Origin of the sequence: Mycobacterium sp. SP-6446, from assembly GCF_001954045.1 — a bacterium.
Classification (GTDB): Bacteria; Actinomycetota; Actinomycetes; order Mycobacteriales; family Mycobacteriaceae; genus Mycobacterium.
The window spans coordinates 1-25740 of the sequence record NZ_MBEM01000166.1; the positions used below are offsets into that span (position 1 = coordinate 1).

At 67.9% G+C, this 25740-nt stretch carries 28 protein-coding genes and 1 tRNA gene; 11 read left to right on the top strand and 18 right to left on the bottom strand.

Annotated features, from left to right (window positions below):
• The 5 genes from A5736_RS14730 to A5736_RS14750 all read right to left on the bottom strand — a co-directional run.
• Positions 1 to 1382 (bottom strand): ABC transporter ATP-binding protein (locus tag A5736_RS14730; protein WP_076246988.1); only part of this gene is annotated, 1382 nt, incomplete at its 3' end.
• On the bottom strand, positions 1379 to 2254 hold the full coding sequence (locus A5736_RS14735; protein WP_076246990.1) for an ABC transporter permease: 876 nt from the start codon (positions 2252 to 2254) through the stop codon (positions 1379 to 1381). The genes A5736_RS14735 and A5736_RS14730, both read right to left, overlap by 4 nt.
• Positions 2247 to 3173, bottom strand: coding sequence for an ABC transporter permease (locus tag A5736_RS14740; protein ID WP_076246991.1), 927 nt, complete (start codon positions 3171 to 3173; stop codon positions 2247 to 2249). The genes A5736_RS14735 and A5736_RS14740 overlap by 8 nt, the downstream gene beginning before the upstream one ends.
• Before the next feature lies 1 nt (position 3174).
• Positions 3175 to 4827, bottom strand: coding sequence for an ABC transporter substrate-binding protein (locus A5736_RS14745; RefSeq protein ID WP_076246992.1), 1653 nt, complete (start codon positions 4825 to 4827; stop codon positions 3175 to 3177).
• A 29-nt stretch (positions 4828 to 4856) separates the two neighbouring features.
• Positions 4857 to 5411, bottom strand: a complete 555-nt coding sequence (locus A5736_RS14750; protein WP_083667444.1) for a DUF4232 domain-containing protein — start codon at positions 5409 to 5411, stop codon at positions 4857 to 4859.
• 116 nt (positions 5412 to 5527) lie between these two features.
• On the opposite strand from A5736_RS14750, the gene acs reads away from it, so the two are divergent.
• Positions 5528 to 7480 (top strand): acetate--CoA ligase, encoded by a 1953-nt coding sequence (acs, locus tag A5736_RS14755; RefSeq protein ID WP_076246993.1) that lies wholly within the window; start codon positions 5528 to 5530, stop codon positions 7478 to 7480.
• Position 7481: 1 nt separating this feature from the next.
• Here acs and A5736_RS14760 read toward each other — a convergent pair whose 3' ends face one another.
• Positions 7482 to 8180 (bottom strand): peptidase, encoded by a 699-nt coding sequence (locus A5736_RS14760; RefSeq protein ID WP_076125368.1) that lies wholly within the window; start codon positions 8178 to 8180, stop codon positions 7482 to 7484.
• 126 nt (positions 8181 to 8306) lie between these two features.
• Between A5736_RS14760 and A5736_RS14765 the strand changes: the two genes are divergently transcribed.
• Positions 8307 to 8864: a phage holin family protein gene (locus tag A5736_RS14765; RefSeq protein WP_076125366.1), complete on the top strand. Its 558-nt coding sequence runs from the start codon at positions 8307 to 8309 to the stop codon at positions 8862 to 8864.
• On the top strand, positions 8865 to 9818 hold the full coding sequence (locus A5736_RS14770; RefSeq protein ID WP_076246995.1) for an alpha/beta fold hydrolase: 954 nt from the start codon (positions 8865 to 8867) through the stop codon (positions 9816 to 9818).
• Here the strand turns inward: A5736_RS14770 and marP are convergent.
• From marP to nth, 4 genes are read right to left on the bottom strand one after another with little or no spacing between them, the layout of a single operon-like run.
• Positions 9811 to 11004, bottom strand: coding sequence for an acid resistance serine protease MarP (gene marP / locus A5736_RS14775; RefSeq protein ID WP_139333323.1), 1194 nt, complete (start codon positions 11002 to 11004; stop codon positions 9811 to 9813). The genes A5736_RS14770 and marP overlap by 8 nt on opposite strands.
• A gap of 11 nt (positions 11005 to 11015) precedes the next feature.
• Positions 11016 to 11831 carry a CoA pyrophosphatase gene (locus tag A5736_RS14780; RefSeq protein WP_139333324.1) on the bottom strand — a complete coding sequence of 272 codons (816 nt, stop codon included), beginning with the start codon at positions 11829 to 11831 and terminating at the stop codon, positions 11016 to 11018.
• The gene (locus A5736_RS14785) at positions 11806 to 12444 is read right to left on the bottom strand and encodes a TlpA disulfide reductase family protein (RefSeq protein ID WP_076247022.1); all 639 of its coding nucleotides are present in this window, start codon (positions 12442 to 12444) and stop codon (positions 11806 to 11808) included. The genes A5736_RS14780 and A5736_RS14785 overlap by 26 nt, the downstream gene beginning before the upstream one ends.
• Before the next feature lie 16 nt (positions 12445 to 12460).
• A complete protein-coding gene (gene nth, locus A5736_RS14790) occupies positions 12461 to 13198 on the bottom strand; it encodes an endonuclease III (RefSeq protein WP_175611286.1) in 738 nt (245 codons plus the stop codon).
• A gap of 104 nt (positions 13199 to 13302) precedes the next feature.
• On the opposite strand from nth, the gene A5736_RS14795 reads away from it, so the two are divergent.
• Positions 13303 to 13698 carry a hypothetical protein gene (locus A5736_RS14795; RefSeq protein WP_076246999.1) on the top strand — a complete coding sequence of 132 codons (396 nt, stop codon included), beginning with the start codon at positions 13303 to 13305 and terminating at the stop codon, positions 13696 to 13698.
• A 99-nt stretch (positions 13699 to 13797) separates the two neighbouring features.
• Entirely contained in the window at positions 13798 to 14472 is a 675-nt protein-coding gene (gene crp / locus A5736_RS14800; RefSeq protein WP_007772229.1) for a cAMP-activated global transcriptional regulator CRP, read from the top strand.
• Positions 14473 to 14551: 79 nt separating this feature from the next.
• On the opposite strand, the gene A5736_RS14805 is transcribed toward crp, so the two are convergent.
• Genes A5736_RS14805 through A5736_RS25995 form a run of 3 tightly spaced genes read right to left on the bottom strand, consistent with a single transcriptional unit; the run spans position 14552 to position 15976 of the window.
• Entirely contained in the window at positions 14552 to 15346 is a 795-nt protein-coding gene (locus tag A5736_RS14805) for an MBL fold metallo-hydrolase (RefSeq protein ID WP_076125357.1), read from the bottom strand.
• Positions 15347 to 15351: 5 nt separating this feature from the next.
• Positions 15352 to 15807, bottom strand: a complete 456-nt coding sequence (locus A5736_RS14810; RefSeq protein WP_076125355.1) for a RidA family protein — start codon at positions 15805 to 15807, stop codon at positions 15352 to 15354.
• A gap of 13 nt (positions 15808 to 15820) precedes the next feature.
• The gene (locus A5736_RS25995) at positions 15821 to 15976 is read right to left on the bottom strand and encodes a DUF4177 domain-containing protein (RefSeq protein WP_076125353.1); all 156 of its coding nucleotides are present in this window, start codon (positions 15974 to 15976) and stop codon (positions 15821 to 15823) included.
• A gap of 67 nt (positions 15977 to 16043) precedes the next feature.
• Here A5736_RS25995 and A5736_RS14820 point away from each other — a divergent pair, with 67 nt between their 5' ends.
• Positions 16044 to 17069 (top strand): ArsA-related P-loop ATPase, encoded by a 1026-nt coding sequence (locus A5736_RS14820; RefSeq protein ID WP_076059781.1) that lies wholly within the window; start codon positions 16044 to 16046, stop codon positions 17067 to 17069.
• Complete coding sequence (locus A5736_RS14825; RefSeq protein ID WP_076125349.1) at positions 17066 to 18217, top strand: ArsA family ATPase; 1152 nt, start codon at positions 17066 to 17068, stop codon at positions 18215 to 18217. Before A5736_RS14820 ends, A5736_RS14825 begins: the two co-directional genes overlap by 4 nt.
• Positions 18218 to 18463: 246 nt before the next feature.
• Here the strand turns inward: A5736_RS14825 and A5736_RS14830 are convergent, their stop codons facing one another.
• Complete coding sequence (locus A5736_RS14830) at positions 18464 to 18814, bottom strand: WhiB family transcriptional regulator (protein WP_076059777.1); 351 nt, start codon at positions 18812 to 18814, stop codon at positions 18464 to 18466.
• Positions 18815 to 19176: 362 nt separating this feature from the next.
• Between A5736_RS14830 and ponA2 the strand changes: the two genes are divergently transcribed.
• The 4 genes from ponA2 to A5736_RS14850 all read left to right on the top strand — a co-directional run bounded on the left by ponA2 (position 19177) and on the right by A5736_RS14850 (position 23864).
• Complete coding sequence (gene ponA2, locus A5736_RS14835) at positions 19177 to 21609, top strand: transglycosylase/D,D-transpeptidase PonA2 (RefSeq protein ID WP_076125347.1); 2433 nt, start codon at positions 19177 to 19179, stop codon at positions 21607 to 21609.
• A gap of 55 nt (positions 21610 to 21664) precedes the next feature.
• Positions 21665 to 22624, top strand: coding sequence for a metallophosphoesterase (locus tag A5736_RS14840; protein WP_076247001.1), 960 nt, complete (start codon positions 21665 to 21667; stop codon positions 22622 to 22624).
• Positions 22621 to 23727 (top strand): PLP-dependent cysteine synthase family protein, encoded by a 1107-nt coding sequence (locus A5736_RS14845; protein ID WP_076247002.1) that lies wholly within the window; start codon positions 22621 to 22623, stop codon positions 23725 to 23727. The genes A5736_RS14840 and A5736_RS14845 overlap by 4 nt, the downstream gene beginning before the upstream one ends.
• Positions 23728 to 23787: 60 nt before the next feature.
• Positions 23788 to 23864: transfer RNA gene (locus A5736_RS14850), tRNA-Pro, on the top strand.
• Between the two features lie 7 nt (positions 23865 to 23871).
• On the opposite strand, the gene A5736_RS14855 is transcribed toward A5736_RS14850, so the two are convergent.
• From A5736_RS14855 to A5736_RS14870, 4 genes are all read right to left on the bottom strand, one after another.
• Complete coding sequence (locus A5736_RS14855) at positions 23872 to 24327, bottom strand: hypothetical protein (protein WP_076247004.1); 456 nt, start codon at positions 24325 to 24327, stop codon at positions 23872 to 23874.
• A 68-nt stretch (positions 24328 to 24395) separates the two neighbouring features.
• Positions 24396 to 24965: a restriction endonuclease gene (locus A5736_RS14860; RefSeq protein ID WP_076247006.1), complete on the bottom strand. Its 570-nt coding sequence runs from the start codon at positions 24963 to 24965 to the stop codon at positions 24396 to 24398.
• Between the two features lie 56 nt (positions 24966 to 25021).
• Positions 25022 to 25402 carry a thiol-disulfide oxidoreductase DCC family protein gene (locus A5736_RS14865; RefSeq protein WP_076125337.1) on the bottom strand — a complete coding sequence of 127 codons (381 nt, stop codon included), beginning with the start codon at positions 25400 to 25402 and terminating at the stop codon, positions 25022 to 25024.
• A 35-nt stretch (positions 25403 to 25437) separates the two neighbouring features.
• Positions 25438 to 25740, bottom strand: coding sequence for a DUF4193 domain-containing protein (locus A5736_RS14870; protein WP_076125335.1), 303 nt, complete (start codon positions 25738 to 25740; stop codon positions 25438 to 25440).

The following is a 25740-nucleotide window of genomic DNA, read 5'->3' on the forward strand; positions in this document are numbered from 1 at the left end:
AGGATTTGGGCCTGCACCAGGACGTCGAGCGCCGAGACCGCCTCGTCGCACACCAGCACCTCGGGCCGCAGCGCCAGCGCCCGCGCGATCGCGACCCGTTGCCGTTGACCGCCGGACAGCTCGCGGGGCAGCCGCCCCAGCACCGACGACGGGAGGGCCACCTGGTCGAGGAGCTCGTGCACCGCCCGACGGCGCTGCCCGCGGTCGCCCACCCGGTGGATCCGCAACGGCTCCTCGATGGTGCGAAACACCGAATACATGGGATCCAGGCTGCTGTAAGGGTTCTGGAACACCGGCTGCACCCGCCGGCGAAAGGCCATCGCCGCGTCCCGGTCCAGTGTGTCGACACTGGTGCCGTCGAACACCACCGAACCCGACGTGGGTTGCAGCAGGCCGAGCACCATCCGCGCCACCGTCGATTTGCCCGAGCCCGACTCCCCGGCGATCGCCAGGGTGCTGGCCCGTCGCAGGCGGAACGACACGTCGTCGACGGCGCGAAACTCGGTCCGCCGCCACGGTGCGCCACGCGACTCTCGGTAGACCTTGGTCAGCTCGGAAGCCGCCAGGATGTGCTCGCCAGCCGCGGGCCGGCTGCGGGGGCTGCGGGCCGTGAGCGACGGGGCGGCGGCCACCAACCGCCGGGTGTACTCGTGCCGCGGGTCCTGCAGGATGGCCTGTGCCGCACCCGATTCCACCACGACTCCGCGATGGACGACGACCACACGCTCGGCGCGTTCGGCGGCCAGCGCGAGGTCGTGAGTGATCAGCAGCAGCGCGGTGCCCAGCTCGTCGGTGAGGCGCTGCAGATGGTCGAGCACCTGCCGCTGCACGGTCACGTCCAGAGCCGAGGTCGGCTCGTCGGCGATGAGCAGCTGCGGCCGGCCGGCCAAGCCGATGGCGATCAGCGCGCGTTGACACATGCCGCCGGACAGCTGATGCGGGTAGCGGCCGGCCAGCTTCGCCGGCTCGGGCACGCCGGCCTCGGCGAGCAGTTCCAGCGCTCGTCGGCGCGCCCCGCGGCCATTCGCGTTGGCCCGCAACGCTTCCCGGATCTGAAAGCCCACCTTCCAGACCGGGTTGAGGTTGGTCATCGGATCTTGCGGCACGTATCCGATGGAGCGCCCACGGATCGAGCGGAGCACCCGGCGATCGGCCGAGGTGATGTCGCGCCCGTCGAACATGATGCGCCCGGCCGTGATTCGGCCGCCCGGCGGAAGCAGGCCGAGAACGGCGGCGGCCGTGGTGGATTTGCCGGATCCGGATTCGCCCACCACCGCGACCGTCTGCCCGCGCGCCACCGTCAGGTCGACTCCACACAATGCGGCGTGGTTGCCGAACGTGACCTCCAGGCCCTCGACCGACAACAGTGGTGCTTCGTTCATGCGCGCACCGCCCGCGAGGCCGGATCGAGTGCGTCGCGCAGCGCGTCACCCATCATCATGAACGCCAGCACCGTAATCGCCAGCGCGCCGGCCGGATAGAACAGGATCGGCGAGCCGGACCGCAGCCGGCTCTGTGCCAGGTTGATGTCCCCACCCCAGGACACCACCGAGGTCGGCAATCCGACGCCGAGGTAGGACAACGAGGCTTCGGTGACGATGAAGACGCCGAAGGCAAGGGTGGCCACCGCGAAAACGGGGCCCAGCGCGTTGGGCAGCGCATGCCGGAGCAGGATCTGGAAGTCGCTCAGCCCCAAGGCCTTCGCCGCCAGAACGTAATCGCTTGACCGCGCCTGCAGCACTGCGCTGCGCGCGATCCTGGCCACCTGCGGCCAGCCGAACACGGCCAGGATGACGATCACCGTCCACACCCGGCGGTGGTGCAAGACGCCCATGAGCACGATGGCGGCGAGCAGCAGGGGCAGCCCGAAGAAGATGTCGCTGATCCGCGAGACCACCGCGTCGATCCAGCCGCCGTAGAAGCCGGCCAGCGCGCCCAGGGCCCCTCCGACGAGAAAGACGAGCAGGGTGGCCCCCAGTCCCACCATCACTGAGGCCCGCGCCCCGTAGACGGTGCGCGCGTAGATGTCGTGGCCCTGCAAGTCGGTGCCGAACCAGTGCGCGCCCGACGGGGGAAGCAGGCTTTGGCTGGGATCGGCATAGGTGGGATCGATTCCGGTGAACCACTCGGGGAAGATCGCGACCACTACGATGACGACGATCAGCGCGGCGGCGACGACGAACTTCGGACGCCTGCGCAGCGTGCGCCACGTGTCGCGCCAGAAGCCGTGATGGACCGGGATGTGTTCAGCCATAGCGGATCCGGGGGTCGAGGGCGGCGTAGAGCAGATCCACCACCAGGTTGGCCACCAAATAGACGAGCACCAGCACCGTCACGATGGACACCACCGTCGGCGCCTCCTGCCTGGTAACGGCCTGAAACAACACGCCGCCGACACCATGGATGTTGAAGATGCCTTCGGTGACAACGGCTCCCCCCATCAGCGACCCCAGGTCGGCGCCGAGGAAAGTCACCACCGGGATCAGCGAGTTACGCAGGATGTGCACCGTCACCACTCGCGGTCGCGACAACCCCTTGGCCATCGCGGTGCGCACATAGTCGGCGTGGGCGTTGGCGGCCACCGCCGATCGGGTCAACCGCACCACATACGCGAACGACACCGAGCCCAAGACGATTCCGGGCAGCAGCAAGCGCGCGAATGTCGCCCGCTCGCCCACCGTCACGGGCGCTATCCCGAGCCGGACGCCGAACACGAATTGTGCGAGGAAGCCGAGGACGAATATCGGTATCGCGACGATGACGAGGCCGGTGAGCAGGACCGTGGCATCGAAGATTCCGCCCTGACGCAGGCCGGCGACGACGCCGAACCCGACGCCCAGCACCGCTTCCACCGCCACCGCGATCAGCGCCAGTCTGATCGTGATCGGAAACGCATGCGCGAGAACGGCGCTGACCGGCAGCCCGGAAAACGAGCGACCCAGATCGCCGTGCAGGACACCACCCAGGTAGCGCACGTACTGCACGATGAACGGATCGTCGAGGTGGTAGCGGGCGCGCAGCGCCGCCGCCACCGCCGGGGTCAGCGGGCGGTCTCCCGCCATCGCCGCCACCGGATCACCGGGCAGCAGGAAAACCATGCCGTAGATCAACAGCGTCGCGCCGACGAAGACCGGCACCATGATGGCGATTCGGCGCACGATGTACCAGCCCATATCAGCCCTTCACGATGTTCTCGTAGTCGGGTAGGCCGTTCCAGGCGACGGCGACGCTTCTGATCTGCATCGACCAGCCCACCACGCTGACGTTGTCCCAAAGCTCGACAACGGGCATGTCGTGGAACAGGATTCGCTGTGCGTCGTTGGTCATGGCGTTGGACTGCGGCAAAGTGGAAGCGGCCTCGGCGGCCGCGAGTGCCGCATCGAACTCGGGGTTGGAGTAACCGACGTCGTTGGACCCCGCCCCGCTGGCGAACAGCGGGGCAAGGAACTCGATCATGGACGGGTAGTCGCCCTGCCAGGCGGCGCGGAACGCGGTCGCGATGCTGTGATTTGTGATCTGCGTGCGAAACCCAGCGAAGGTCGGCTGGGGCGCGCCGACCGCGTCGATGCCCAGCACATTTTTGATGCTGTTGGCCACCGCGTCCACCCATTCCTGGTTCCCGGCGTCGGCGTTGTACGCGATCACGTACTGCCCATTCCACTGCGAGATCGCGTTGGCCTGTGCCCAAAGTTGGTGCGCGCGAGCGGGATCGAAGTTCAGCACCTCGTTGCCCGGAAGGTTGGGGTCGAAACCCGGCAACGATCTGGCGGTGAAGTCGCGCGACGGAGTGCGGGTCCCCAGGAAGATCTGCTGGCATATCTGCTGCCGGTTGACGGCGGCCGATAGCGCGAGCCGGCGCAACCGCCCTTCCTCGCCGCCGAAATGCGGGAGCCGCAGCGGAGTGTCGAGACTGTGCTTGACCGCGACGGGTCCGCTGGTGAAGTTGTTGCCCAGGTCGCGCTTGTAGATCGGCAGCGCGCTCGGCGGAATCGTGTCCAGGACATCGAGATTGCCCGACAGCAGGTCGGCGTACGCGGTATCCAGATTGGCATAGAAGTCGAATCGCAGGCCTTTGTTGCGGGGCTTCCGGTTGCCGTGATAGTCGGGATTGGGCCGCAGGTCGATCTTGACGTCGTGCTCCCACGCGGGCCCGTCCGGGCTGTCGGCGAGCCGGTACGGGCCGTTGCCGATCGGGTTGCGGCCGAATGCCGCCATGTCGCGGAATGCCACGTCGGGCAGCGGGTAAAACGCGCTGTGGCCCAACCGCAAGGTGAAGTCGATGGTCGGCGCCTTGAGGCGCACGCTGAACTCCAGATCGCTGGCCACTTGCAGCCCGGACATGGTGGTGCGCCCCGTTTTCGGCGCCGCCTTTCCGTCGCCGGTCATACCGGATACTTCGTCGAACCCGTCGATCGGGCTGAAAAAGCTTTGCTGCAGTTGGGCATTGGTGCTTAGCGCGCCGTAGTTCCAAGCATCGACGAACGAGTGGGCCGTCACCGCCGAGCCGTCGGTGAACTTCCATCCCGGTTTGAGGACGATGCGGTAGTTGACGTTGTCCGTCGTCTCGATCGACTGGGCAACCTCGTTCGACGGGTGTCCGGCGGCGTCATAGGACACCAGCCCTGCGAAGAGCCGGTCGATGATCCTCCCCCCGTTGCTGTCGTTGGTACTGGTCGGGATCAGCGGGTAGGGCGGCTCCCCGCCATTCACCACCACCAGATCGGGGCTCAGCATTCCGCCGCCGCAGCCCGCCGCGACCACCAGCGTCCACGCGGCCAGCGTCGCCACCGCGGTCCGGTACTTGGCAGCGCTAGTGGACAACCGCATCAGCGAGATAGCTTACACCACAAGGGGTTTCAAGAAGATTGACCGACGGTGATGGGGTGGATCTGCAGCGCGCAGGCGTCGATGCCGGCCGGCACGGTGAACACCTGCACGATGTCGGGAGGGCTGACGGCCAGGTCGGTGTAGGTAGGACAGGGGTTGCCGCCGGCGTCGACGGCCATGCCCTCCAGGATGGCCTGACCCTGTTGGGACAACGACAGGGTGACGGGCTGCGGCGCGTCGACGCCGGCCGGCAATCCGCCCATGTATCCGCGCGGTGTGGGTTCGGCATGAAGGGGCGGACCGCCATTGCCGGCGTCGACGCCGGGGTAGCCGGTGAGCGTGCACGGCTCTGCGCCGCCGGCGAGGCTGAAGATCAGGGCCAGCGAACGGTGACCCACGGCGCCCTGGGCCGGCGCGGCGCTGACGGCGACCTGCTCGGACCAGCATGGCGTGGGCTGGTCCCCCGTCTCGACCGGCGCCGCCCACGCGGGCGCCCCCAGCAGCGTGGCGGCCGCGCAGCTCGATGCCACCACGACGATGCTGGGGACTCCTCGGCGACGGCGCCGCCCGGCAGGTCCCGGCACATCGGTGATTATGCGTTACGCGGGGATGCGTTGGGATTGGATTGGAGCGCGCCGGTTCAACTCGCAGGGCTAGGCTCACTGACGGTTGACGAGCCGAAACCATAGGAGAGCAGCCAGTGACCGCGACCCCTACCGAAGGGCCCTCCACCTACCCCCCACCGGCGGAGTTCGCCGAACAGGCCAACGCCCGCGAGGAGCTGTACCACGAAGCGGAGCGAGACCGGCTCGCCTTCTGGGCCGAACAGGCCAACCGGCTGTCCTGGACGACGCCGTTCACCGAGGTGCTGGACTGGTCGGAGGCGCCGTTCGCCCAGTGGTTCGTCGGCGGCAAACTCAACGTCGCCTACAACTGCGTGGATCGTCACGTCGAGGCCGGCCTCGGGGATCGGGTCGCCATCCACTGGGTGGGCGAGCCCGTCGGCGACAGCCGCAGCCTGACCTACGCCGATCTGCAGGCCGAGGTGTGCAAGGCCGCCAACGCGCTGACCGACCTCGGGCTGGTCGCCGGCGACCGGGTCGCCATCTACCTGCCGTTGATCCCGGAGGCCGTCATCGCGATGCTGGCCTGCGCGCGGCTGGGCGTCATGCACAGCGTCGTGTTCGCCGGTTTCACCTCGAAGGCCCTGCGGGCCCGGATCGCCGACGCCGAAGCCAAGCTGCTGATCACCAGCGACGGGCAGTTTCGCCGCGGCAAGCCGGCGCTGCTCAAGGACGCGGCCGACGAGGCCGTCGGGGATCCGGACAGCCCGATTGAGAAGGTTCTGGTGGTGCGCCGCACCGGGATTGACGTGTCCTGGAACGACGACCGCGACGTGTGGTGGCACGACGTCGTCGACCCCGCGTCACCCGAACACACCCCCGAGTCGTTCGACTCCGAGCAGCCGCTGTTCCTGCTGTACACCTCGGGTACCACCGGCAAGCCCAAGGGCATCGTGCACACCAGCGGCGGGTACCTGACCCAGTGCTCCTACACGCACTACTACATCTTCGACGTCAAGCCCGAGCGCGACGTCTTCTGGTGCACCGCCGACATCGGCTGGGTCACGGGACACACCTACGGCGTCTACGGCCCGCTGTCAAACGGTGTCACCGAGGTTCTCTACGAGGGCACGCCGGCCAGCCCGGACCAGCACCGCCATTTTCAGATCATCGAAAAATACGGCGTCACAATCTATTACGCCGCTCCCACCCTGATCCGCACCTTCATGAAGTGGGGACGCGAGATCCCCGACGCCCACGACCTGTCCAGCCTGCGGCTGCTGGGATCCGTCGGCGAACCGATCAACCCGGAAGCCTGGCGCTGGTACCGCGCGGTCTTCGGCGCCGACCAAATCCCGGTCGTGGACACCTGGTGGCAGACCGAAACGGGCGCCGCGATGATCTCGCCGCTGCCCGGAATCGCTGCGGCCAAACCGGGTTCGGCGATGACACCGCTGCCGGGGATCTCGGCCAAGATCGTCGACGACCACGGCGACCCGCTACGGCCCGAGAGCGACAACGCCCAGAACGCCACCGGATACCTGGTCTTGGACCAGCCGTGGCCGGGGATGCTGCGCGGCATCTGGGGCGACCCGGATCGGTACCGGGAGACGTACTGGTCGAAATTCGCCGACAAGGGCTTCTACTTCGCCGGCGACGGCGCCCGATTCGATTCCGACGGCGCTATCTGGGTGCTGGGCCGCATCGACGACGTGATGAACGTGTCGGGGCACCGGATCTCCACCGCCGAGGTGGAGTCGGCGGTCGTCGGCCACGACGGTGTCGCCGAGGCGGCGGTGGTCGGGGTTACCGACCAGACCACCGGCCAGGCGATTTGCGCGTTCGTCGTCCTGTGCGACAGCGACGACGCGCACCAGGGGACGCTCGATGAGCTGCGTGCTCATGTCGCGCAGGAGATCTCGCCGATCGCCAAGCCGCGCGAGATCCACGTGGTGCCGGAGCTGCCGAAGACCCGCAGCGGCAAGATCATGCGCCGGCTGCTGCGTGACGTCGCCGAAAACCGCGAGCTGGGCGACACGTCGACGCTGCTCGATCCCGGCGTGTTCGACGCGATCCGGGCGGCCAAGTAGGTCAGGCCGGCACCGGGACGAATCCCGCGCCGGGGCGGTGCCTGGCGTTGATGTCGCCCAGGATCGAGTTGAACGACATCACGATGGCCGGGGTGTGCAGCGGGATGTACTTGATGATGCACGTCGGCAGGTTGTCGCTGAACGCGCCGTGGATCATGCCGACCAGCAGGTTGTCGACGGTGACCGGCGCCCCGGAATCACCGGGGTTGCCGCACACCTGCATGACGATGGTGCCCGGGGTCTGGCCCATCCCCCACGTGACGCCGCACGAGTTGCCCGTCGTACGGCCCTGCTTGCACGCGACCTGGCCGAACGTCGGATCCGGGCCGATGCCGTTGATCGCGAACCCGTTGAACACCGCGACCGGCGCCACCCTGGCCGGATCGAATTTGATCACCGCGTAATCGAGGTTGTCGTTGCCGGCGACCATCGTCCCCAGCGTGCCCCTGCCCGCCGCGGCCTCGGCGGCGACCTGCGCGCCGGGACCCCCGCAGTGCGCGGAGGTGAAGCCGATCAGCTCACCGGCCGCGTCGTTGCCGATCGCGGTGAGCGTGCACATCGTGTCGCCGTTGATGACGATCCCGGCGCCACCACCCAACGGAACCCTGTCGTCGGCACCCGCGACGCGGACGGGCAAACCCGGCAGACCCACCAGCACGGCCACCAGCGCCGCCACAAAGCACCGATGTGCCGTCCGCAATCGAAACTCCCGTCAGCCGATCGGAACGTCGGAGACCAGCTGCGCCAGTCTAAATGATCACCGGGGCTCCGCCAGTGCTGCGGCGGTCGTCGGCTGGCCTCGTCTGGCACCGCGGCGCATGGCAACATGAACCGCGACGACAGCGAACCGAGAGGACCGTCTGTGAGTAACGATCGCAAGAACGGTGTGCCCAGCACGCTGACCACGATTCCGCTGGCCGACCCGCACGCCAGGCCCGCCGACCCGTCGATCGGTGATCTGATCAAGGACGCGACCACTCAGGTATCCACGCTGGTGCGTGCGGAGGTGGAACTGGCCCGTGCCGAGATCACCCGCGACGTCAAGAAGGGATTGACCGGCAGCGTCTACTTCATCGCCGCGCTGGTGGTGTTGTTCTACTCCACCTTCTTTTTCTTCTTCTTCCTCGCCGAGCTGCTCGACAACTGGCTGTGGCGCTGGGTGGCCTTCCTGATCGTGTTCGCGATCATGGTCGTCGTCGGCGCGATCCTGGCCCTGCTGGGTTTCCTGAAGGTCCGCCGAATCCGGGGACCGCGGGAGACCATCGAATCGGTCAAGGAGACCCGCACCGCCCTCACGCCGGGCCACGACAAGGCCGCCACACCGAGGCTCCCCGCGCCGGACGGCGGTTCCGACCGAGCTCCGGCAGATCCCTCGGGGTGGTAGATGTCGGCACCGGATCCGTCGGTCACCCGCATCGACGGGCCGTGGCGCCATTTGGACGTGCACGCCAACGGCATCCGATTCCATGTCGTCGAGTCGCTGCCCACCGACCCCGACGCGGCTAGACCAGCCTCGGCGCGGCCACTGGTGATGCTGCTGCACGGTTTCGGTTCGTTCTGGTGGTCCTGGCGACACCAGCTGCGCGGACTGCGCGGCGCCCGGGTCGTCGCGGTCGACCTGCGTGGCTACGGCGGCAGCGACAAGCCGCCCCGGGGCTACGACGGCTGGACGCTCGCCGGTGACACGGCCGGACTCATTCGCGCCCTTGGGCATTCGTCGGCGACACTGATCGGACACGCCGACGGCGGCCTGGCCTGCTGGACCACCGCCCTTCTGCATTCCCGGCTGGTGCGTGCCATCGCGTTGATCAGCTCGCCGCATCCGAGCGCGCTGCGCCGATCCACGCTGACCCGCCGCGACCAGAGCTACGCGCTGCTGCAGACCCTGCTGCGCTACCAGCTGCCGATCTGGCCCGAGCGCCAGCTGACCCGGGACAACGGCGCGGAGATCGAGCGCCTGGTCCGCAGCCGCAGCTCAGCCAAATGGGTTGCGTCCGAAGACTTCTCGCAAACCGTCGGTTATTTGCGGACGGCGATCCAGATTCCCGGCGCCGCGCACTGCGCATTGGAGTACCAACGCTGGGCGGTGCGCAGCCAGCTGCGGGCCGAAGGCCGGCGATTCATGAGATCGATGTCGGGGCAGCTCGGCGTTCCGCTGCTACACCTGCGCGGCGACGAGGATCCCTACGTGCTGGCCGACCCCGTCGACCACAGCCGGCGCTACGCGCCGCAGGGTCGCTACGTATCCGTCAGCGGCGCAGGACATTTCAGCCACGAAGAGGCGCCCGAGGAGATCAACAGGCATCTGATGAGGTTCCTCGAGCACGTGGTCAGCTGACGCAGGAACCCGTGGCGACCTGAGCGGTGTCGCCGATCCGCGCCAGCTGACCGGCGACCTCGCTGGCCGTCAGCACGAAGCCGGTGTCGGGGTCGTCGACGGCCGCGCCGAACACCACACCGAGCACGTGACCGTTCAGGTCGATCAACGGCCCACCCGAATTGCCTTGCTCCACATTGGCTCTGATGGTGTACACGTCGCGGGTGACGGGCTGCGGGTCGCGGTAGATGTCGGGGCCGCTGAGTTTGATGTTCTCCCGAATCCTGGCCGGGGTGGCGGTGAAGTTGCCGCCGCCCGGATAACCCATCACCACCACGTCGGTACCGGTCTTCGCCTCGCCTTCGGCGAAGGCCAGCGGCGGCGGCGGCAGGTTGCGTACGGACAGGATGGCGATGTCGACCGACGGGTCATAGGACACCACCGTGGCGTCCAACGGGTTGCCGTTGGCGTAGATCTGCACGCTGCTGGACCCGGCCACCACGTGCGCGTTCGTCATCACCCGATCGGGCGAGATCACGAATCCACTGCCCTCCAACACTTTTTGGCAGCTGGGCGCCAGGCTGCGCACCTTCACGACGCTCGCCGCCGTGGCTTGCACGACCGGATTGTTGGCCAGCGCCGGGTCCGGCGACGCGACCGGAATGACCGGGGTGCGGCTGAACGGCTCCAGCACCGCGGGCAGCCCCGAGGTGTTCAGCAGCGCCGAGAGCCGCTTGGGCACGGTCTTGAGCCAGGGCGGCGCGACCTCGTTGACCTTGGCGAGCACCCGCGAACCGCGGACCGCGGCGGCCAGCTCGGGCTGGTCCTTCGACTGCGTCAGCGGCGTCGCCAGGAGCCAGGCCGCGGTCAGCACGACGACGAGCTGGACCCCCACCCCGATGACCGAGTCGACGGATCGGATTGCGCGGCTGCGGATCGCGCCGCGCACCGCGCGTCCCAGCACGACACCGGCGACCTCCCCGACGACGACAAGCGCGAGGATCAGGAACAGCGCGGTGAACAGTTTCGCGCGCGGGGCGGCGATGTGGCTGACGATGTGCGGCGCCAGCAGCACCCCCGCGATCGCGCCGAGCAGCACCCCGACGAACGACAGCAGCGAGCCCAGCGCGCCCGACCGCCAGCCCGAGATGGCCGCGATGAACGCGACCGCCAGGACCGCGATATCCAGCCACTGCGAAGGCGTCATCGAATTCAAATTCATCGGGCACCGTCCTCGCCACCGACCAGCACCATCGCCTCGTCCAATTCGCGAATGTCGGTGGTGTCCCAGGGCCGGGCCCAGCCGGCGACGTCGAGGACCGCGGAGATCACCTGGCCAGTGAATCCCCAAACCAGCATCTGGTTCAACAGAAACGCCGGGCCGGCCCAACGACGGCCGAGGGCGCCGCGATACACCATCAGCCGGTTCTCCGGATTGATGAAGGCGCGCACCGGAACCCGCGACACGATCGCGGTTTCGGTCTCGTCGACGACGGACACCGGGCCGGGATCGGGCGAGTAGGCCAGCACCGGCACGACGTGGAACCGCGACGGCGCAATGAAAGTCCGCTCCATCGTGGCCAGCGGATGCAGCCTGCGCACGTCGATCCCCGTCTCTTCCTGCGCCTCGCGCAGCGCGGTGGCCACCGGACCGTCGTCGGCGGGATCGGATGCGCCGCCGGGGAATGCGGCCTGGCCGGCGTGGTGGCGCAACGTCGAGGCGCGCACGGTCAGCAGCAGATCGGCATCGTCGGGCAGGCCGCCGTCGGGCGGCCCGGACTCCGGACCCGAGAACAGCACCAGCACGGCGGCCTCGCGCCCGTCGCCGCGCAATGTCGCCATCGACGACGCGGCCTTGGCCGCGGTCACCATCGCGAGCACGCCGGCCGGGAGGCGATGCCGATACGCCTCGGGGATCTGACCGACGTTGTCGACCAGCGGACGCAGCCAGGGCGGGCAGACGTCCGGCGTCAGCGGGACCGCAGCACTCACCGGCGCCTCCTTGCCCTCAGCCCTCGTCGTTTCCGACCGCAGCCGCGATCTCGTCGGCACTCGCGAAAGCCCGCGGCAACGTCTGCGCAACGCTACCGTCCGACCGCAGCACCACCGTCGCGGGCATCACGTTTGCCACCCGCAGCGCCGCCGCGACCCGGCGGCGACCGTCCTGCAGCGTCGGCAGCCGAACGCCCAACTCCGCCAACCGCAGCAGCGCCGCGGTCTCGTTCTCGTCCTGGTGCACGGTCACCACCATCACGCGCGGCCCGGCCCGCCGTTGATACTCGGCCATCGCGGGCAGTTCGGCCGCGCACGGCGCGCACCAATATGCCCACAGGTTGAGGATCACCCGGCGGCCGGCGAGTGCGGCAGCGACGTCGACGGTCGAGCCGTCGGCGGCGCATTCCACCGTCACACCGCGCAGCGCCGCCGGGCCGGGGCCACTGCCGGCCGCGGGACACGGCGGCAGGCCGGCGCGCTCGCGGGGCCCCGCCAGCGCGGCCGCCGTGTCGGCGTCGCGATGTTCCCGAGCGGCGGTGGGCAGCGGGGTCGCGGTCGTCGAGGGGCGCTCGCGCAGCTGGGCCAGCAGCGCCACGGCCAGCGCGACCACCACCGCCAGGATCGCGATGGTCCAACGCGTCTTACGGGCCACCGGCACCGGCCTTGATTTACAGCCCGGCCAGCGCCAGCAAGTGCTCGGTTTCCGGGCCCTGCACCAGGGGCGCGGCGAGCAGCGGTTCGGTGGGGCCGAGGCCGAAGGAGGGGCAGTCCTTGGCGAGCACGCAGACCCCGCACGCCGGTTTGCGGGCGTGGCACACCCGGCGGCCGTGGAAGATCACCCGGTGGCTCAGCAGGGTCCACTCGTCGCGCTGAATGAGGTCGCCGACCGCGTGCTCGATCTTGACCGGATCCTTTTCGTCGGTCCAGCGCCACCTGCTGACCAGCCGCGCGAAGTGGGTGTCGACGGTGATTCCGGGGATGCCGAAGGCGTTGCCCAGGATGACGTTGGCGGTTTTGCGCCCCACCCCGGGCAGCGTCACCAGCTCGGCCATGGTCGACGGCACCTCGCCGTCGAACCGTTCCACCAGGGCCTGCCCGAGGCCCATGAGCGATGTCGCCTTGTTGCGGAAGAAGCCGGTGGGACGGATGAGGGCTTCCAGTTCGGCCCGGTCGGCCTGCGCATAATCAAGCGCGGAGCGGTATCGCTTGAACAACGCGGGCGTCGTCAGATTCACCCGTTTGTCGGTGCTCTGCGCCGAGAGGATGGTGGCCACCGTCAACTCCAGCGGCGAGGTGAAATCCAGTTCGCAGTGCGCGTCCGGAAACGCTTGCGCCAGTGCACGATTCATCCGGCGGGCGCGTCGCACCAACCCGGTTCGGGTTTCGTCGGACCAGCGCCGGGCCAGGGCGGCACCGGGGGTGGATTGGGTGGACTTGGAGCGTGCGGACGGCTTTGCCACTGTCACCTACGACAGAGTACTGATTTCGTGATCTCGCTGAGACCTTGGACATGTTTACTCTCCTTGTGTCGTGGTTGCTGGTGGCCTGCGTTCCCGGGCTTTTGATGCTTGCGACGCTCGGTTTGGGGCGGCTGGAAACCGAGGTCGCCCACAACACGGTCACGACGACCGACGTCGACGAGTTTCTCGCGTACGCGGAGGCCGTAGACGTGCACACGCTGGCCCGCGAGGGTATGCCGGAGGCGCTGGATTACCTGCATCGACGCCAGGCCCAGCAGCTCGCCCAATCTCCGTCCGAGGCATCGCACGTCGGCAGGCATCGGGCCGAGGTGATCTTTGCCAGGGCCGCCGCAGACGCTGGCGAGGCCCGGTTGCCGGCACAAATACGAACGCATTCGCGCGGCAATCCGCAATTTAGGGGGACTAGACACGTCAATCGTGTGTAGCGTTGGCACGTTGGACACATAGGCCTAACCTCTAGACTCGTCACACGGGCAAGCGGTTGGCCTGCCGATATCACATCGTTGGAAAGCTGAAGAGGCAACGTGGACGAGATCCTGGCAAGGGCAGGAATCTTCCAAGGGGTTGAGCCTGGCGCGGTCACCGCACTGACCAAGCAGCTCCAACCCGTCGACTTCCCCCGTGGGCACACGGTTTTCGCGGAAGGGGAGCCGGGCGATCGGCTGTACATCATTGTCGCGGGGAAGGTCAAGATCGGGCGCCGCTCACCGGACGGCCGGGAGAACCTGCTGACGATCATGGGCCCGTCGGACATGTTCGGCGAATTGTCGATCTTCGACCCGGGGCCACGGACTTCCAGCGCGACGACGATCACCGAGGTGCGCGCGGTGTCGATGGACCGCGACGCGCTGCGGGCCTGGATCGCCGACCGCCCGGAGATCGCCGAGCAGCTGTTGCGGGTGCTGGCCCGGCGGTTGCGGCGGACCAACAACAATCTGGCCGACCTCATCTTCACCGACGTGCCCGGCCGGGTGGCCAAACAGCTGCTGCAGCTCGCGCAGCGTTTCGGCACGCAGGAGGGTGGCGCGATGCGGGTCACCCATGACCTGACGCAAGAGGAGATCGCCCAGCTGGTCGGCGCCTCCCGGGAGACCGTGAACAAGGCGCTCGCCGATTTCGCCCACCGCGGCTGGATCCGGCTGGAGGGCAAGAGCGTGCTGATCTCGGACTCCGAACGGCTGGCCCGCCGCGCCCGGTAAGCGCGTTTGCGTCGAGCCTGTAATTTTGCAGGCCTCTACTCGCACTTCTTCTGCAAAATTACAGTCTCGACGTAGGTAGTCAGTCTCGGCGCAGGTAGTCCAGTTGGGCCTGAACGGACCATTCGGCCGCGTCCCAGAGCTTCTCGTCGACGTCGACGTAGACGTATTCGACGATCTCGCGCGTCGTCGCCTCCTCGCCGAGGTCCCACAGCGCGGCGCGCACCTGCTCGAGGCGCTCGTGGCGATGCATCAAGTACCCGGCGGCGACGGTCTCCAGGTCGGCCAGATTCGGTCCGTGCCCGGGCAACACGGCACGCCGGCCCAGGCCGCGCAGCCGCCGCAGCGTTTCCAGGTAGTCGGCCAGGCTGCCGTCTTCCTTGTCGATGACGGTGGTGCCGCGGCCCAGCACGGTGTCCGCGGTCAGCACGGCGTCGTCGAGCAGGAACGACATCGAATCGGCGGTATGCCCCGGGGTCGCCAGCACGGTGATCTTCAGGCCGGCCGCATCGATCACCTCGCCGTCGGTCAGCTCACCGCCGAGGCCGCGCAGAAACCCGCTGCCCGCCGAGCGCACGACGGCGCCGGTCCGCTCGACCAGCTTGTCGATGCCGTCGGTGTGGTCGCCGTGGCGATGACTGATCAGTACCAACGCGACGCGGCCCAGCGCGGCGATGTTGTCGATGTGCTGATCGTCGTCGGGCCCCGGGTCGACGATCACCAGCTCGTCGCTGCGCGGGCCGCGCAACACCCAGGTGTTCGTGCCCTCCAGCGTCAGCAAGCCGGGGTTGTCGGCCAGCAGGACCGAGGCAGTGTCGGTGACCGCCCGCAACCTGCCGTATGCGGGATGGCTCAACGACGCAGCAGCCTCGGTCACGGTCGTTAGCCGACCTCCACGATCAACTCGACTTCCACCGGCGCATCCAGCGGCAGCTCGGCGACGCCGACCGCGGACCGCGCGTGCGCGCCGTTGTCGCCGAACACCTCGGCGAGCAGCTCCGAGGCCCCGTTGATCACGCCGGGCTGGCCGTGGAAACCGGAAGCGGACGCGACGAACCCGACAACCTTGACCACCCGGGTCACCGCATCGATGCCGACCAGCGAGTCCACCGCGGCCAGCGCGTTGAGCGCGCAGAGGCGCGCCAACGCCTTGCCCTCATCGGGGGTGATCTCCGCGCCGACCTTGCCGGTGCGTGCGAGCTTGCCGGCCTCCATCGGCAGCTGCCCCGCGGTATAGACCAGGTTGCCGGTGCGCACCGCCGGAACATAGGCGGCCAGCGGCGCAACCACCTGTGGAAGCGTGACGCCGAGCTGGCCGAGCCGGGCCGATGCGGTCATGAACGCGGGCCCTTTATTTGGGACGCTTCAGATACGCGACGTGCTGCTCACCGGTGGGCCCCGGCAGCACCGCCACCAGCTCCCACCCGTCTTCGCCCCACTGGTCGAGGATCTGTTTGGTGGCGTGCGTCAGCAGCGGAACGGTCACGTACTCCCATGCCTGGCTCATGCCGCGAGCTTATCGGTCGGACCTCAACGGCTCTGGTCAGCCCGAGCATTGCTCGGGCTAGCATGCGATGGTGGCAACCACACCTGGCAGCGGTAGCTCCGTCGGCTGGCCGGCGCGCCTGTCTAAGGCCCGCTTGCATTTTGTGACCGGCAAGGGCGGCACGGGTAAGTCGACGATCGCGGCCGCGCTGGCGCTGACCCTGGCGGCGGGGGGCCGCAAGGTCCTCCTCGTGGAAGTCGAAGGGCGCCAAGGGATTGCGCAACTTTTCGACGTCCCGCCCCTGCCCTATCAAGAGCTGAAGATCGCGAGCGCCGAACGCGGCGGTCAGGTCAACGCGCTGGCCATCGACATCGAAGCCGCGTTCCTGGAATACCTCGACATGTTCTACAACCTCGGCATCGCGGGCCGGGCGATGCGCCGGATCGGCGCGATCGAGTTCGCGACGACGATCGCGCCCGGTCTGCGCGACGTGCTGCTCACCGGCAAGATCAAGGAGGCCGTCGTCCGCCAGGACAAGGGGTCTAAGAACCCGGTCTACGACGCGATCGTCGTCGACGCGCCGCCGACCGGCCGCATCGCCCGTTTCCTCGACGTCACCAAGGCGGTGTCGGACCTGGCCAAGGGCGGGCCGGTGCACTCGCAGAGCGAGGGCGTGGTGCGGTTGCTGCACTCCGACCAAACCGCCATCCACCTGGTCACCCTGCTCGAAGCGCTGCCGGTGCAGGAAACGATGGAGGCCATCGAAGAACTCGCGGAGATGGGGCTGCCGATCGGCAGCGTGATCGTCAATCGGAACATCCCGTCGTATCTGGAGCCCCGCGACCTGGCCAAGGCCGCCGAGGGTGACGTCGACGCGGATTCGGTGCGGGCCGGGCTCGAGATGGCCGGAATCAAGCTCAGCGACACCGATTTCGCCGGTCTGCTGACCGAAACCATCCAACACGCGACGCGGATCGCAGCGCGCGCCGAGACCGCGCAACAGCTCGACGCGTTGAACGTCCCCCGGCTGGAACTGCCGGCGATCTCCGACGGCGTAGACCTCGGGAGCCTGTACGAACTTTCGGAATCGCTTGCACAACAGGGGGTTCGATGAGCGTCACGCCCAAAACCCTTGATATGGCTGCCATCCTGGCCGACACCTCCAACCGGGTGGTGGTGTGCTGCGGCGCCGGCGGCGTGGGCAAGACCACCACCGCGGCCGCGATGGCGTTGCGTGCGGCCGAATATGGCCGCACCGTATGCGTTTTGACGATCGACCCGGCCAAGCGGTTGGCGCAGGCGTTGGGTGTGAACGACCTCGGCAACACGCCGCAGCGGGTGGCGCTCGCGCCCGAAGTCACCGGTGAGCTGCACGCGATGATGCTGGACATGCGCCGCACCTTCGACGAGATGGTGGTCCAATACTCCGGACCCGATCGGGCACAAGCCATTCTGGACAACCAGTTCTATCAGACGGTCGCCACCTCGCTCGCCGGGACGCAGGAGTACATGGCGATGGAGAAGCTCGGTCAACTGCTGAGCCAGGACCGGTGGGACCTGGTCGTAGTCGACACTCCCCCGTCGCGCAACGCGCTGGATTTCTTGGATGCGCCGAAACGGCTGGGCAGCTTCATGGACAGCCGGCTGTGGCGACTGCTGCTCGCCCCCGGCCGGGGCATCGGGCGGCTGGTGACCGGCGCGATGAGTTTGGCGATGAAGGCGCTGTCGACCGTGCTCGGTTCGCAAATGCTGGCCGACGCGGCGGCGTTCGTGCAATCGCTGGACGCCACGTTCGGCGGGTTCCGCGAGAAGGCGGACCGCACGTATGCCCTGCTGAAGAGGCGCGGCACGCAGTTCGTGGTGGTATCCGCGGCCGAGCCGGACGCGCTGCGCGAGGCATCCTTCTTCGTCGATCGGCTTTCGCAGGAGGGCATGCCGCTCGCCGGGCTGGTCTTGAACCGCACCCACCCGACGTTGTGCTCTTTGCCGGCGGAGCGGGCGATCGACGGACGCGAAACGCTGGAGACGGAGGCGGACTCCGAGGCCGCTTCGCTGGCCGCGGCCATCCTGCAAATCCATGCCGATCGCGCCCAAACCGCCAAGCGCGAGATCCGGCTGCTGTCCCGTTTTACCGGAGCCAACCCGCACGTGCCGGTCATCGGGGTGCCGTCGCTGCCGTTCGATGTTTCGGATCTGGAGGCCCTGCGGGCGCTCGCCGATCAGATCACTGCGGCCGGCAACGGGCTCGCGGCGGCACGATAAATAGCGGGTCCCGCAACCCTAAACGCGTGGTTTAGACCCGCTTCCGGCCCAGCCGGCCTATTTGACACGGGTCAGTTGTAGCTGGCGAATCCTTATTGCGCACAAGCCACTTCATATTGGACACGGCCCAATAAAAGCCGGCATCCTGCGCTGTAACAGAACCGTAATGATGAGCGAGCCTTGCGGGCGGTGGGCTACCTGGGAGCGGCCCGAGTAGCCGGCGGCCTATTTATCGGTGCCGGAGAGTCAGCCGACGCCGCGACTCCTGCGCTTGTCGAAGAAATCCGACCAGGAGACGACCTCGGGGTGCTGCTTGAGCAGAGCTCGGCGCTGACGCTCGGTCATGCCGCCCCACACTCCGAACTCGACCTTGTTATCGAGCGCGTCGGCACCGCACTCCTGCATTACCGGGCAGTGACGGCAGATCACTGCGGCCTTGCGCTGGGCGGCGCCGCGGACGAACAGTTCGTCCGGATCGGTTGTCCGGCAGAGTGCCTTGGACACCCAGGCAATCCGCTCTTCCGCGTCAACGCTACGTAATACCCCCTGTGCAGCCGCGATGTTCGTCCGACGCGCGGCCGGTCGTGTTACTGACACGAGCTGTTCCCTTCCTCCCGGTCGCAATTCGCGACCGCCTCCCTCGGGTGCAGACCCCTGCTGCGATCTACGCCACACTGTGAGTTTCGGTGTTACCTGCATCTCACCGTGTGTCTAAGTTAGGTGGTCAGGTGCCAATTGCGCAACAGTCTCATAACACTTTTTTGGGACGATCGTGCCGTCTCGCCCAGAATCATAGGCCTGCACGTAACGTCGTGTACCCACTTTTGGCACCCGATTCGTGACGCAACCGAAAATATTGGCTGGCGACGGTCATCAAGTTCCCTGGTCACGGCCCGCTTCGGCGGCCGGTTCAAATTAACGGAAACGTCGGGCGACAGGGGGCCGTTACTGTAGTACGCATGCCAGAGCGCCCCCCGGTAGTTCTCACGATTCTCAAGCTTCTGGGGTGCTGCTTACTGGCCAGCGTGGTCGCGACCGCGCTGATGTTCCCCCTCGCGGGCGGGGTGGGCCTGATGTCGAACCGGGCGTCCGAAGTGGTGGCCAACGGCTCGGCCCAGCTCGTCGAGGGACAGGTGCCTGCGGTGTCGACGATGGTCGACGCGAAGGGCAACGTGATCGCCTGGCTGTACTCGCAGCGCCGGTTCGAGGTGCCCACCGACAAGATCGCCAACACGATGAAGCTGGCGATCGTCTCGATCGAGGACAAGCGTTTCGCCGAACACGCCGGCGTGGACTGGAAAGGCACGCTGACCGGGCTGGCCGGCTATGCGCGCGGCGACGTCGACACTCGCGGCGGCTCGACCATCGAGCAGCAGTACATCAAGAACTACCAGCTGCTGGTGACCGCCCAGACCGACGCCGAGAAGCGCGCCGCCGTCGAGACCACCCCGGCCCGCAAGCTGCGCGAGATCCGGATGGCCCTGACGCTGGACAAGACGTTCACCAAGCCGGAGATCCTGACCCGCTACCTCAATCTCGTCTCGTTCGGTAACAACTCGTTCGGCGTGCAGGACGCGGCGCAGACCTACTTCGGCATCAACGCGTCGGATCTGAACTGGCAACAGGCGGCGCTGCTGGCGGGCATGGTGCAGTCCACCAGCACGCTGAACCCGTACACGAACCCGGACGGCGCGCTGGCCCGGCGGAACCTGGTGCTGGACACCATGATCGAGAACATTCCGCAGGAGGCCGACGCCCTGCGCGCCGCCAAGGCCCAGCCGCTGGGGGTCTTGCCGCAACCCAACGAGCTGCCCCGGGGCTGCATCGCGGCCGGCGACCGCGCGTTCTTCTGCGACTACGTGCAGGAGTATCTGTCTCGCGCCGGGATCAGCAAGGAACAAGTCGCCAGGGGCGGCTACCTGATCCGCACGACGCTCAACCCGGACGTGCAGATCCCGGTCAAGGCGGCCATCGACAAGTTCGCCAGCCCGACGCTGCCGGGCATCTCGAGTGTGATGAGCGTGATCCAGCCGGGCAAGACCTCCCATCACGTGATGGCGATGGCCAGCAACCGCACCTACGGCCTCAACCTCGACGCCGGTGAAACGATGCGGCCGCAGCCGTTCTCGCTGGTCGGCGACGGCGCCGGGTCGGTCTTCAAGATCTTCACGACGGCCGCGGCGCTGGACATGGGGATGGGCATCAACGCCACGCTCGAGGTGCCGGGCCGATTCCAGGCCAAGGGCATGGGTAGCGGTGGGGCCAAGGGCTGCCCCAAGGACACCTGGTGCGTGATCAACGCCGGCAACTACAAGGGCTCGATGAACGTGACCGAGGCGCTGGCCACCTCGCCCAACACCGCGTTCGCCAAGCTGATCCAGCAGGTCGGGGTGACGCGCACGGTGGACATGGCGATCAAGCTGGGCCTGCGGTCCTACGCCGACCCGGGCACCGCCCGCGACTACAACCCCGACAGCAACGAGAGCCTGGCCGACTTCGTCAAGCGGCAGAACATCGGTTCGTTCACGCTCGGCCCGATCGAGGTGAATGCGTTGGAGCTGTCCAATGTCGCGGCCACGCTGGCCTCTGGGGGCGTGTGGTGCCCGCCGAACCCGATCGACAAGCTGATCGACCGCAACGGCAACGAGGTGGCCGTCACCACCGAGACGTGCGATCAGGTGGTGCCCGAGGGCCTGGCCAACACGATGGCCAACGCGATGAGCAAGGACGCGGTCGGCAGCGGCACGGCGGCCGGTTCGGCCGGCGCGGCCGGCTGGAACCTGCCGGTGTCCGCCAAGACCGGCACCACCGAGGCGCACCGATCCTCCGCGTTCGTGGGCTTCACCAGCCACTACGCGGCGGCGAACTACATCTACGACGACTCGACCACGCCGACGGACCTGTGCTCCGCCCCGCTGCGCCACTGCGGCGAGGGCGACCTGTACGGCGGTAACGAGCCGGCCCGCACCTGGTTCACGGCGATGAAACCGATCGCCGACAGCTTCGGCGAGGTGAAACTGCCGCCCACCGATCCCCGCTACGTCGACGGGTCACCGGGATCGCGGGTGCCCAGCGTCGCCGGCCTGGACATCGACGCGGCGCGCCAGCGCATCAAGGAGGCGGGTTTCCAGGTCGCCGACCAGAACAACTTCGTCAACAGCACCGCTAAGCAGGGCGAGGTGGTCGGAACGACGCCAAGCGGCGCAACGATTCCGGGGTCGATCATCACCATCCAAGTCAGCAACGGCATCCCGCCGGCTCCGCCGCCGCCGCCGGAAGGCGGGCCGCCGCCGGTCGGATCGCAGGTGGTGGAGATTCCGGGCCTGCCGCCGATCACGATCCCGTTGCTCGCGCCACCGCCGCCGGCGGCGCCCGGACAGCCGCCTCCGTAGGCGTTGCGGCGCAGCAGATACGGTGTCAGCGCACCAGCGGCAGTAGGCTGCCTGCATGGCTGATGTTCTGCGCGCCCTGATACGCACCGGCGCCGTTGCGGTCGGCTCCACCGTCGCCGGCATCGGTTACGCCTCGATCGTCGAGCGCAACGCGTTCGTCCTGCGCGAGATAACCATGCCCGTGTTGACGCCGGGTTCCACACCGCTGCGCGTGCTGCATATCAGCGATATCCACATGCTTCCCCACCAACGCCGCAAACAGGCCTGGCTGCGCGAGCTGGCCAGCTGGGAGCCCGACCTGGTCGTCAACACCGGCGACAACCTCGCGCACCCCAAGGCGGTGCCCGCGGTCGTCCAGACGCTGGGCGACCTGCTCTCCCGCCCGGGCGTCTTCGTCTTCGGCAGCAACGACTACTTCGGGCCGCGGCTGAAAAACCCGGCGAACTACGTGACCAAGCCGTCGCACCGCGTCCGGGGTGAGCCGCTGCCCTGGCAGGATCTGCGCGCGGCGTTCACCGAGCGCGGCTGGCTGGACCTCACCCACACCCGTCGTGAATTCGAGGTGGCCGGCCTGCACGTCGCAGCGGCGGGCGTCGATGACCCGCACATCGACCGAGACCGGTACGACGCGATCGCGGGGCCCGCCAGCCCGGCGGCGAACCTGCGGCTGGGGCTTACCCATTCGCCCGAGCCGCGCGTGCTGGATCGCTTCGCCGCCGACGGCTACCAGTTGGTTATGGCCGGGCACACCCACGGTGGGCAGCTGTGTCTGCCGTTCTACGGCGCCCTGGTGACCAATTGCGGCCTGGATCGGTCCCGCGCCAAGGGGCCGTCGCGCTGGGGCGCCAACATGCTGTTGCATGTCTCGGCCGGCATCGGCACTTCGCCGTATGCGCCGCTGCGGTTCTGCTGTAGGCCCGAGGCGACCCTCCTGACGTTGATCGCCAGCCCGATGGGCGGCCGAGATTCGAGCAGCAACTTCGGCCGGACGCAGCCGGCAGTTTCGGTGCGTTGAGCGATCGGGCCCGGATCGCGGTCCGCAGCCTGCCGCGCGCCTGGACCGACAACGCGATTCGGCTGATCGAGGCCGACGCCCGTCGCAGCGCCGATACGCACCTGTTGCGCTACCCGCTGCCGTCGGCCTGGTGCCCGAATGTCGATGTCGCCCTGTACCTCAAGGACGAGACCACCCACATCACCGGCAGCCTGAAGCACCGCTTGGCGCGCTCGTTGTTCCTCTACGCGCTGTGCAACGGGTGGATTTCGGAGGGCACCACCGTTGTCGAGGCGTCGTCGGGCTCGACGGCGGTGTCGGAGGCCTACTTCGCGGCGCTGCTGGGTCTGCCGTTCGTCGCCGTGATGCCGGCCGCCACCAGCTCCGCCAAGGTCGCCCTGATCGAATCGCAAGGCGGCCGTTGCCATTTCGTGCAGAACTCCAGCGAGGTGTACGCCGAGGCGCAGCGTGTCGCCGACGAGACGGGCGGGCACTACCTGGACCAATTCACTAACGCGGAGCGCGCGACCGACTGGCGTGGCAACAACAACATCGCCGAGTCGATCTATGAGCAAATGCTCGACGAGAACCACCCGGTCCCGGAATGGATCGTGGTGGGCGCGGGCACCGGCGGCACCAGCGCGACGATCGGCCGCTACATCCGCTACCGCCGACATGCCACCCGGTTGTGCGTCGTGGACCCGGAGAACTCCGCGTTCTTCCCGGCCTACGCCGAGGACAGATACGACATCGTGATGCCCACGTCGTCCCGCATCGAAGGCATCGGCCGGCCGCGCGTGGAGCCGTCGTTTCTGCCCGGCGTGGTCGACCGCATGGTCGCCGTGCCGGACGCGGCATCGATTGCCGCAGCCCGCCATGTGAGCGCCGTCCTGGGACGACGGGTGGGGCCGTCGACGGGCACCAACCTGTGGGGCGCGTTCGGCGTGCTCGCCGAGATGGTCGCCGAGGGCCGCAGCGGTTCGGTGGTCACGCTGCTCGCCGACAGCGGCGATCGTTATGTCGACACCTATTTCAGCGATGAGTGGGTCGCTGCGCAGGGGCTCGATCCGTCCGGGCCCGCAGCCGCGCTCGTCGAGTTCGAGCGCTCCTGCCGTTGGACCTAGGGCGCGGCCTGGGGTTTCGCCAGTCGCCCGGCGCGTGCGATAGGCTGTCGTGGCTTCAAGCGGGGTGTGGCGCAGCTTGGTAGCGCGCTTCGTTCGGGACGAAGAGGCCGTGGGTTCAAATCCCGCCACCCCGACCAGGAACTGTCAGGGTCGATCCGCTCGACGAAACAAGTTGGCCACGCTGTGGTGCAGGCCGCGGACCGCGTACCCGGCCGTCCACAGCGAAACCACGATGAGAACAACGAACATCGGTAGCCAGTTGCCCTTGTGGTGATCGACGCTCCACCAGACGACGGTGAACAGAACCGCGCAGATGAACAGCAAGACGTCGCGCCAGCCGCCGCGATAGGCGGCGGCCGCTCCGCGCAGCGATCGGTATCTGTTGACGGCGGCGATCAGGTCGTCGATGCGGCTATCGATGCTGCCCTGGAGTTGCGCCCGCCGCTCCACCTGTTCCGGGGGTAGCTCCTTCAGCAGTTCCATGTCCTGCTTGATCGCGCGGCGGACATCCGGACCCTTGAGATATCCCGCCGTCGCACCGAGCGCCATTCCACCGGCGATCGGCGCAATCCCCAGGGCAAGATCCGCCACCGCAGGCATGTTCGTCTCCTCAGTCACCCATCGAGGTCGCGGCGAGCGTACCGCCCTGCTGGTGGGCCCGCTACCACCTAGGCGAGTGGTGCACTGGCCCAGATCTGCAATTGCTCCCGCCCGACGAGGCGGCAGCGATGAGTGGTCGCCAGCTGACGCGCCGCCCTTGTGAACGCTTGATTCGTGACCACGACCGCTTGGGCGCAGCCGTGCTGGCGCGCGCCGGCAACGACTTGCTGCACGGCGGCGACGCCGACGTCGCGCGCCAGCCTCTTGCATTGGACCGCCATGCGGGTGCCGCCTTTCCTGGCGATCAGGTCCACCCCGTAGTCGCCGGTGCTGGCGGTGTGGGTGACACCCCAACCCCTCGTACGCAGTTGTGCCGCAACGAATTCCTCGAACTCGACACCCGACATCTGGTCGACGGCCGCCATTTCCGACGCCGCGCGTTTGAGGTCACGCCTGCGCTGCAATCCGACTCGGAAGCGGTCCCGCCGAGCCGAAAGCCACAGCAGGACAAGCAACGTCACGACAAGGCCGCCGAGACCCGCCGAGAATCCGGCCGTCACGCTGCCGGTGCTTTTCGAAGTGAAATACCAAGGGAGAGCGAACCCGAACACCAGGAGCGACCCGAGCATCTTCTCCATGAGGAAAAGCTAGCCGACGGCTACGACAATTCGGCGCAGGCGAGACGCGTCTGCGGCTACGCGCACCGTTTCGGTTCGGCCTCGCACAGCGGTGTTACACCGCGAAATCGATATCGGTGCGCGGCCACCCAGCGGTAGGCGGCCTCCTGCAGCGCGCCGATGCCCGGGATCCGGTAGATCCACAACGGCAGCCGCGTGCCGAGCGCCGCGGACAGGGCCGCGTTCATTGCGTGGGCGCCCGCAAACACCGCGCCGGACGAGTCCAGCCACCACGCCGACGCCGTCAACCGGTCATCGGGCACCCCCACCCGCGCGGCCACTTCCGGGGACTGCCACGGCTCGATGCGCAGCCGGCCGGTTCGGTCCAGCCGGGCGATTCGGTTGACGGCAAGGGTGCACATCCCACACCGGCCGTCGAACGCCAAAGTGCCGTCCATATCCCAACTTTATTCCAGCGGCCGCCGCGGCGGGCCTACGCGCAGTCGGCGCAAACCGGCAGCCCGGCACTAGAGGTGCGCAACCGGCTGCGGTGCTGCACCAGAAAACAGCTCGAGCAGGTGAACTCGTCGGCGCGCTGGGGAATTACCGTCACCGAGAGTTCTTCACCGGAGAGATCCGCGCCGGGCAGCTCGAAGAAAGGCATGTCGTTGGGGTCGTCGTCCACGATGGCCGTGGACGAGGGGGCGAGCGTGGTTGTCAGTTCGCGCAGGCCCGAACGATCCGGGGCCTCGACATCGGACACGCGACGAGCGTCGTAATCGCTTGCTGTCGCCAT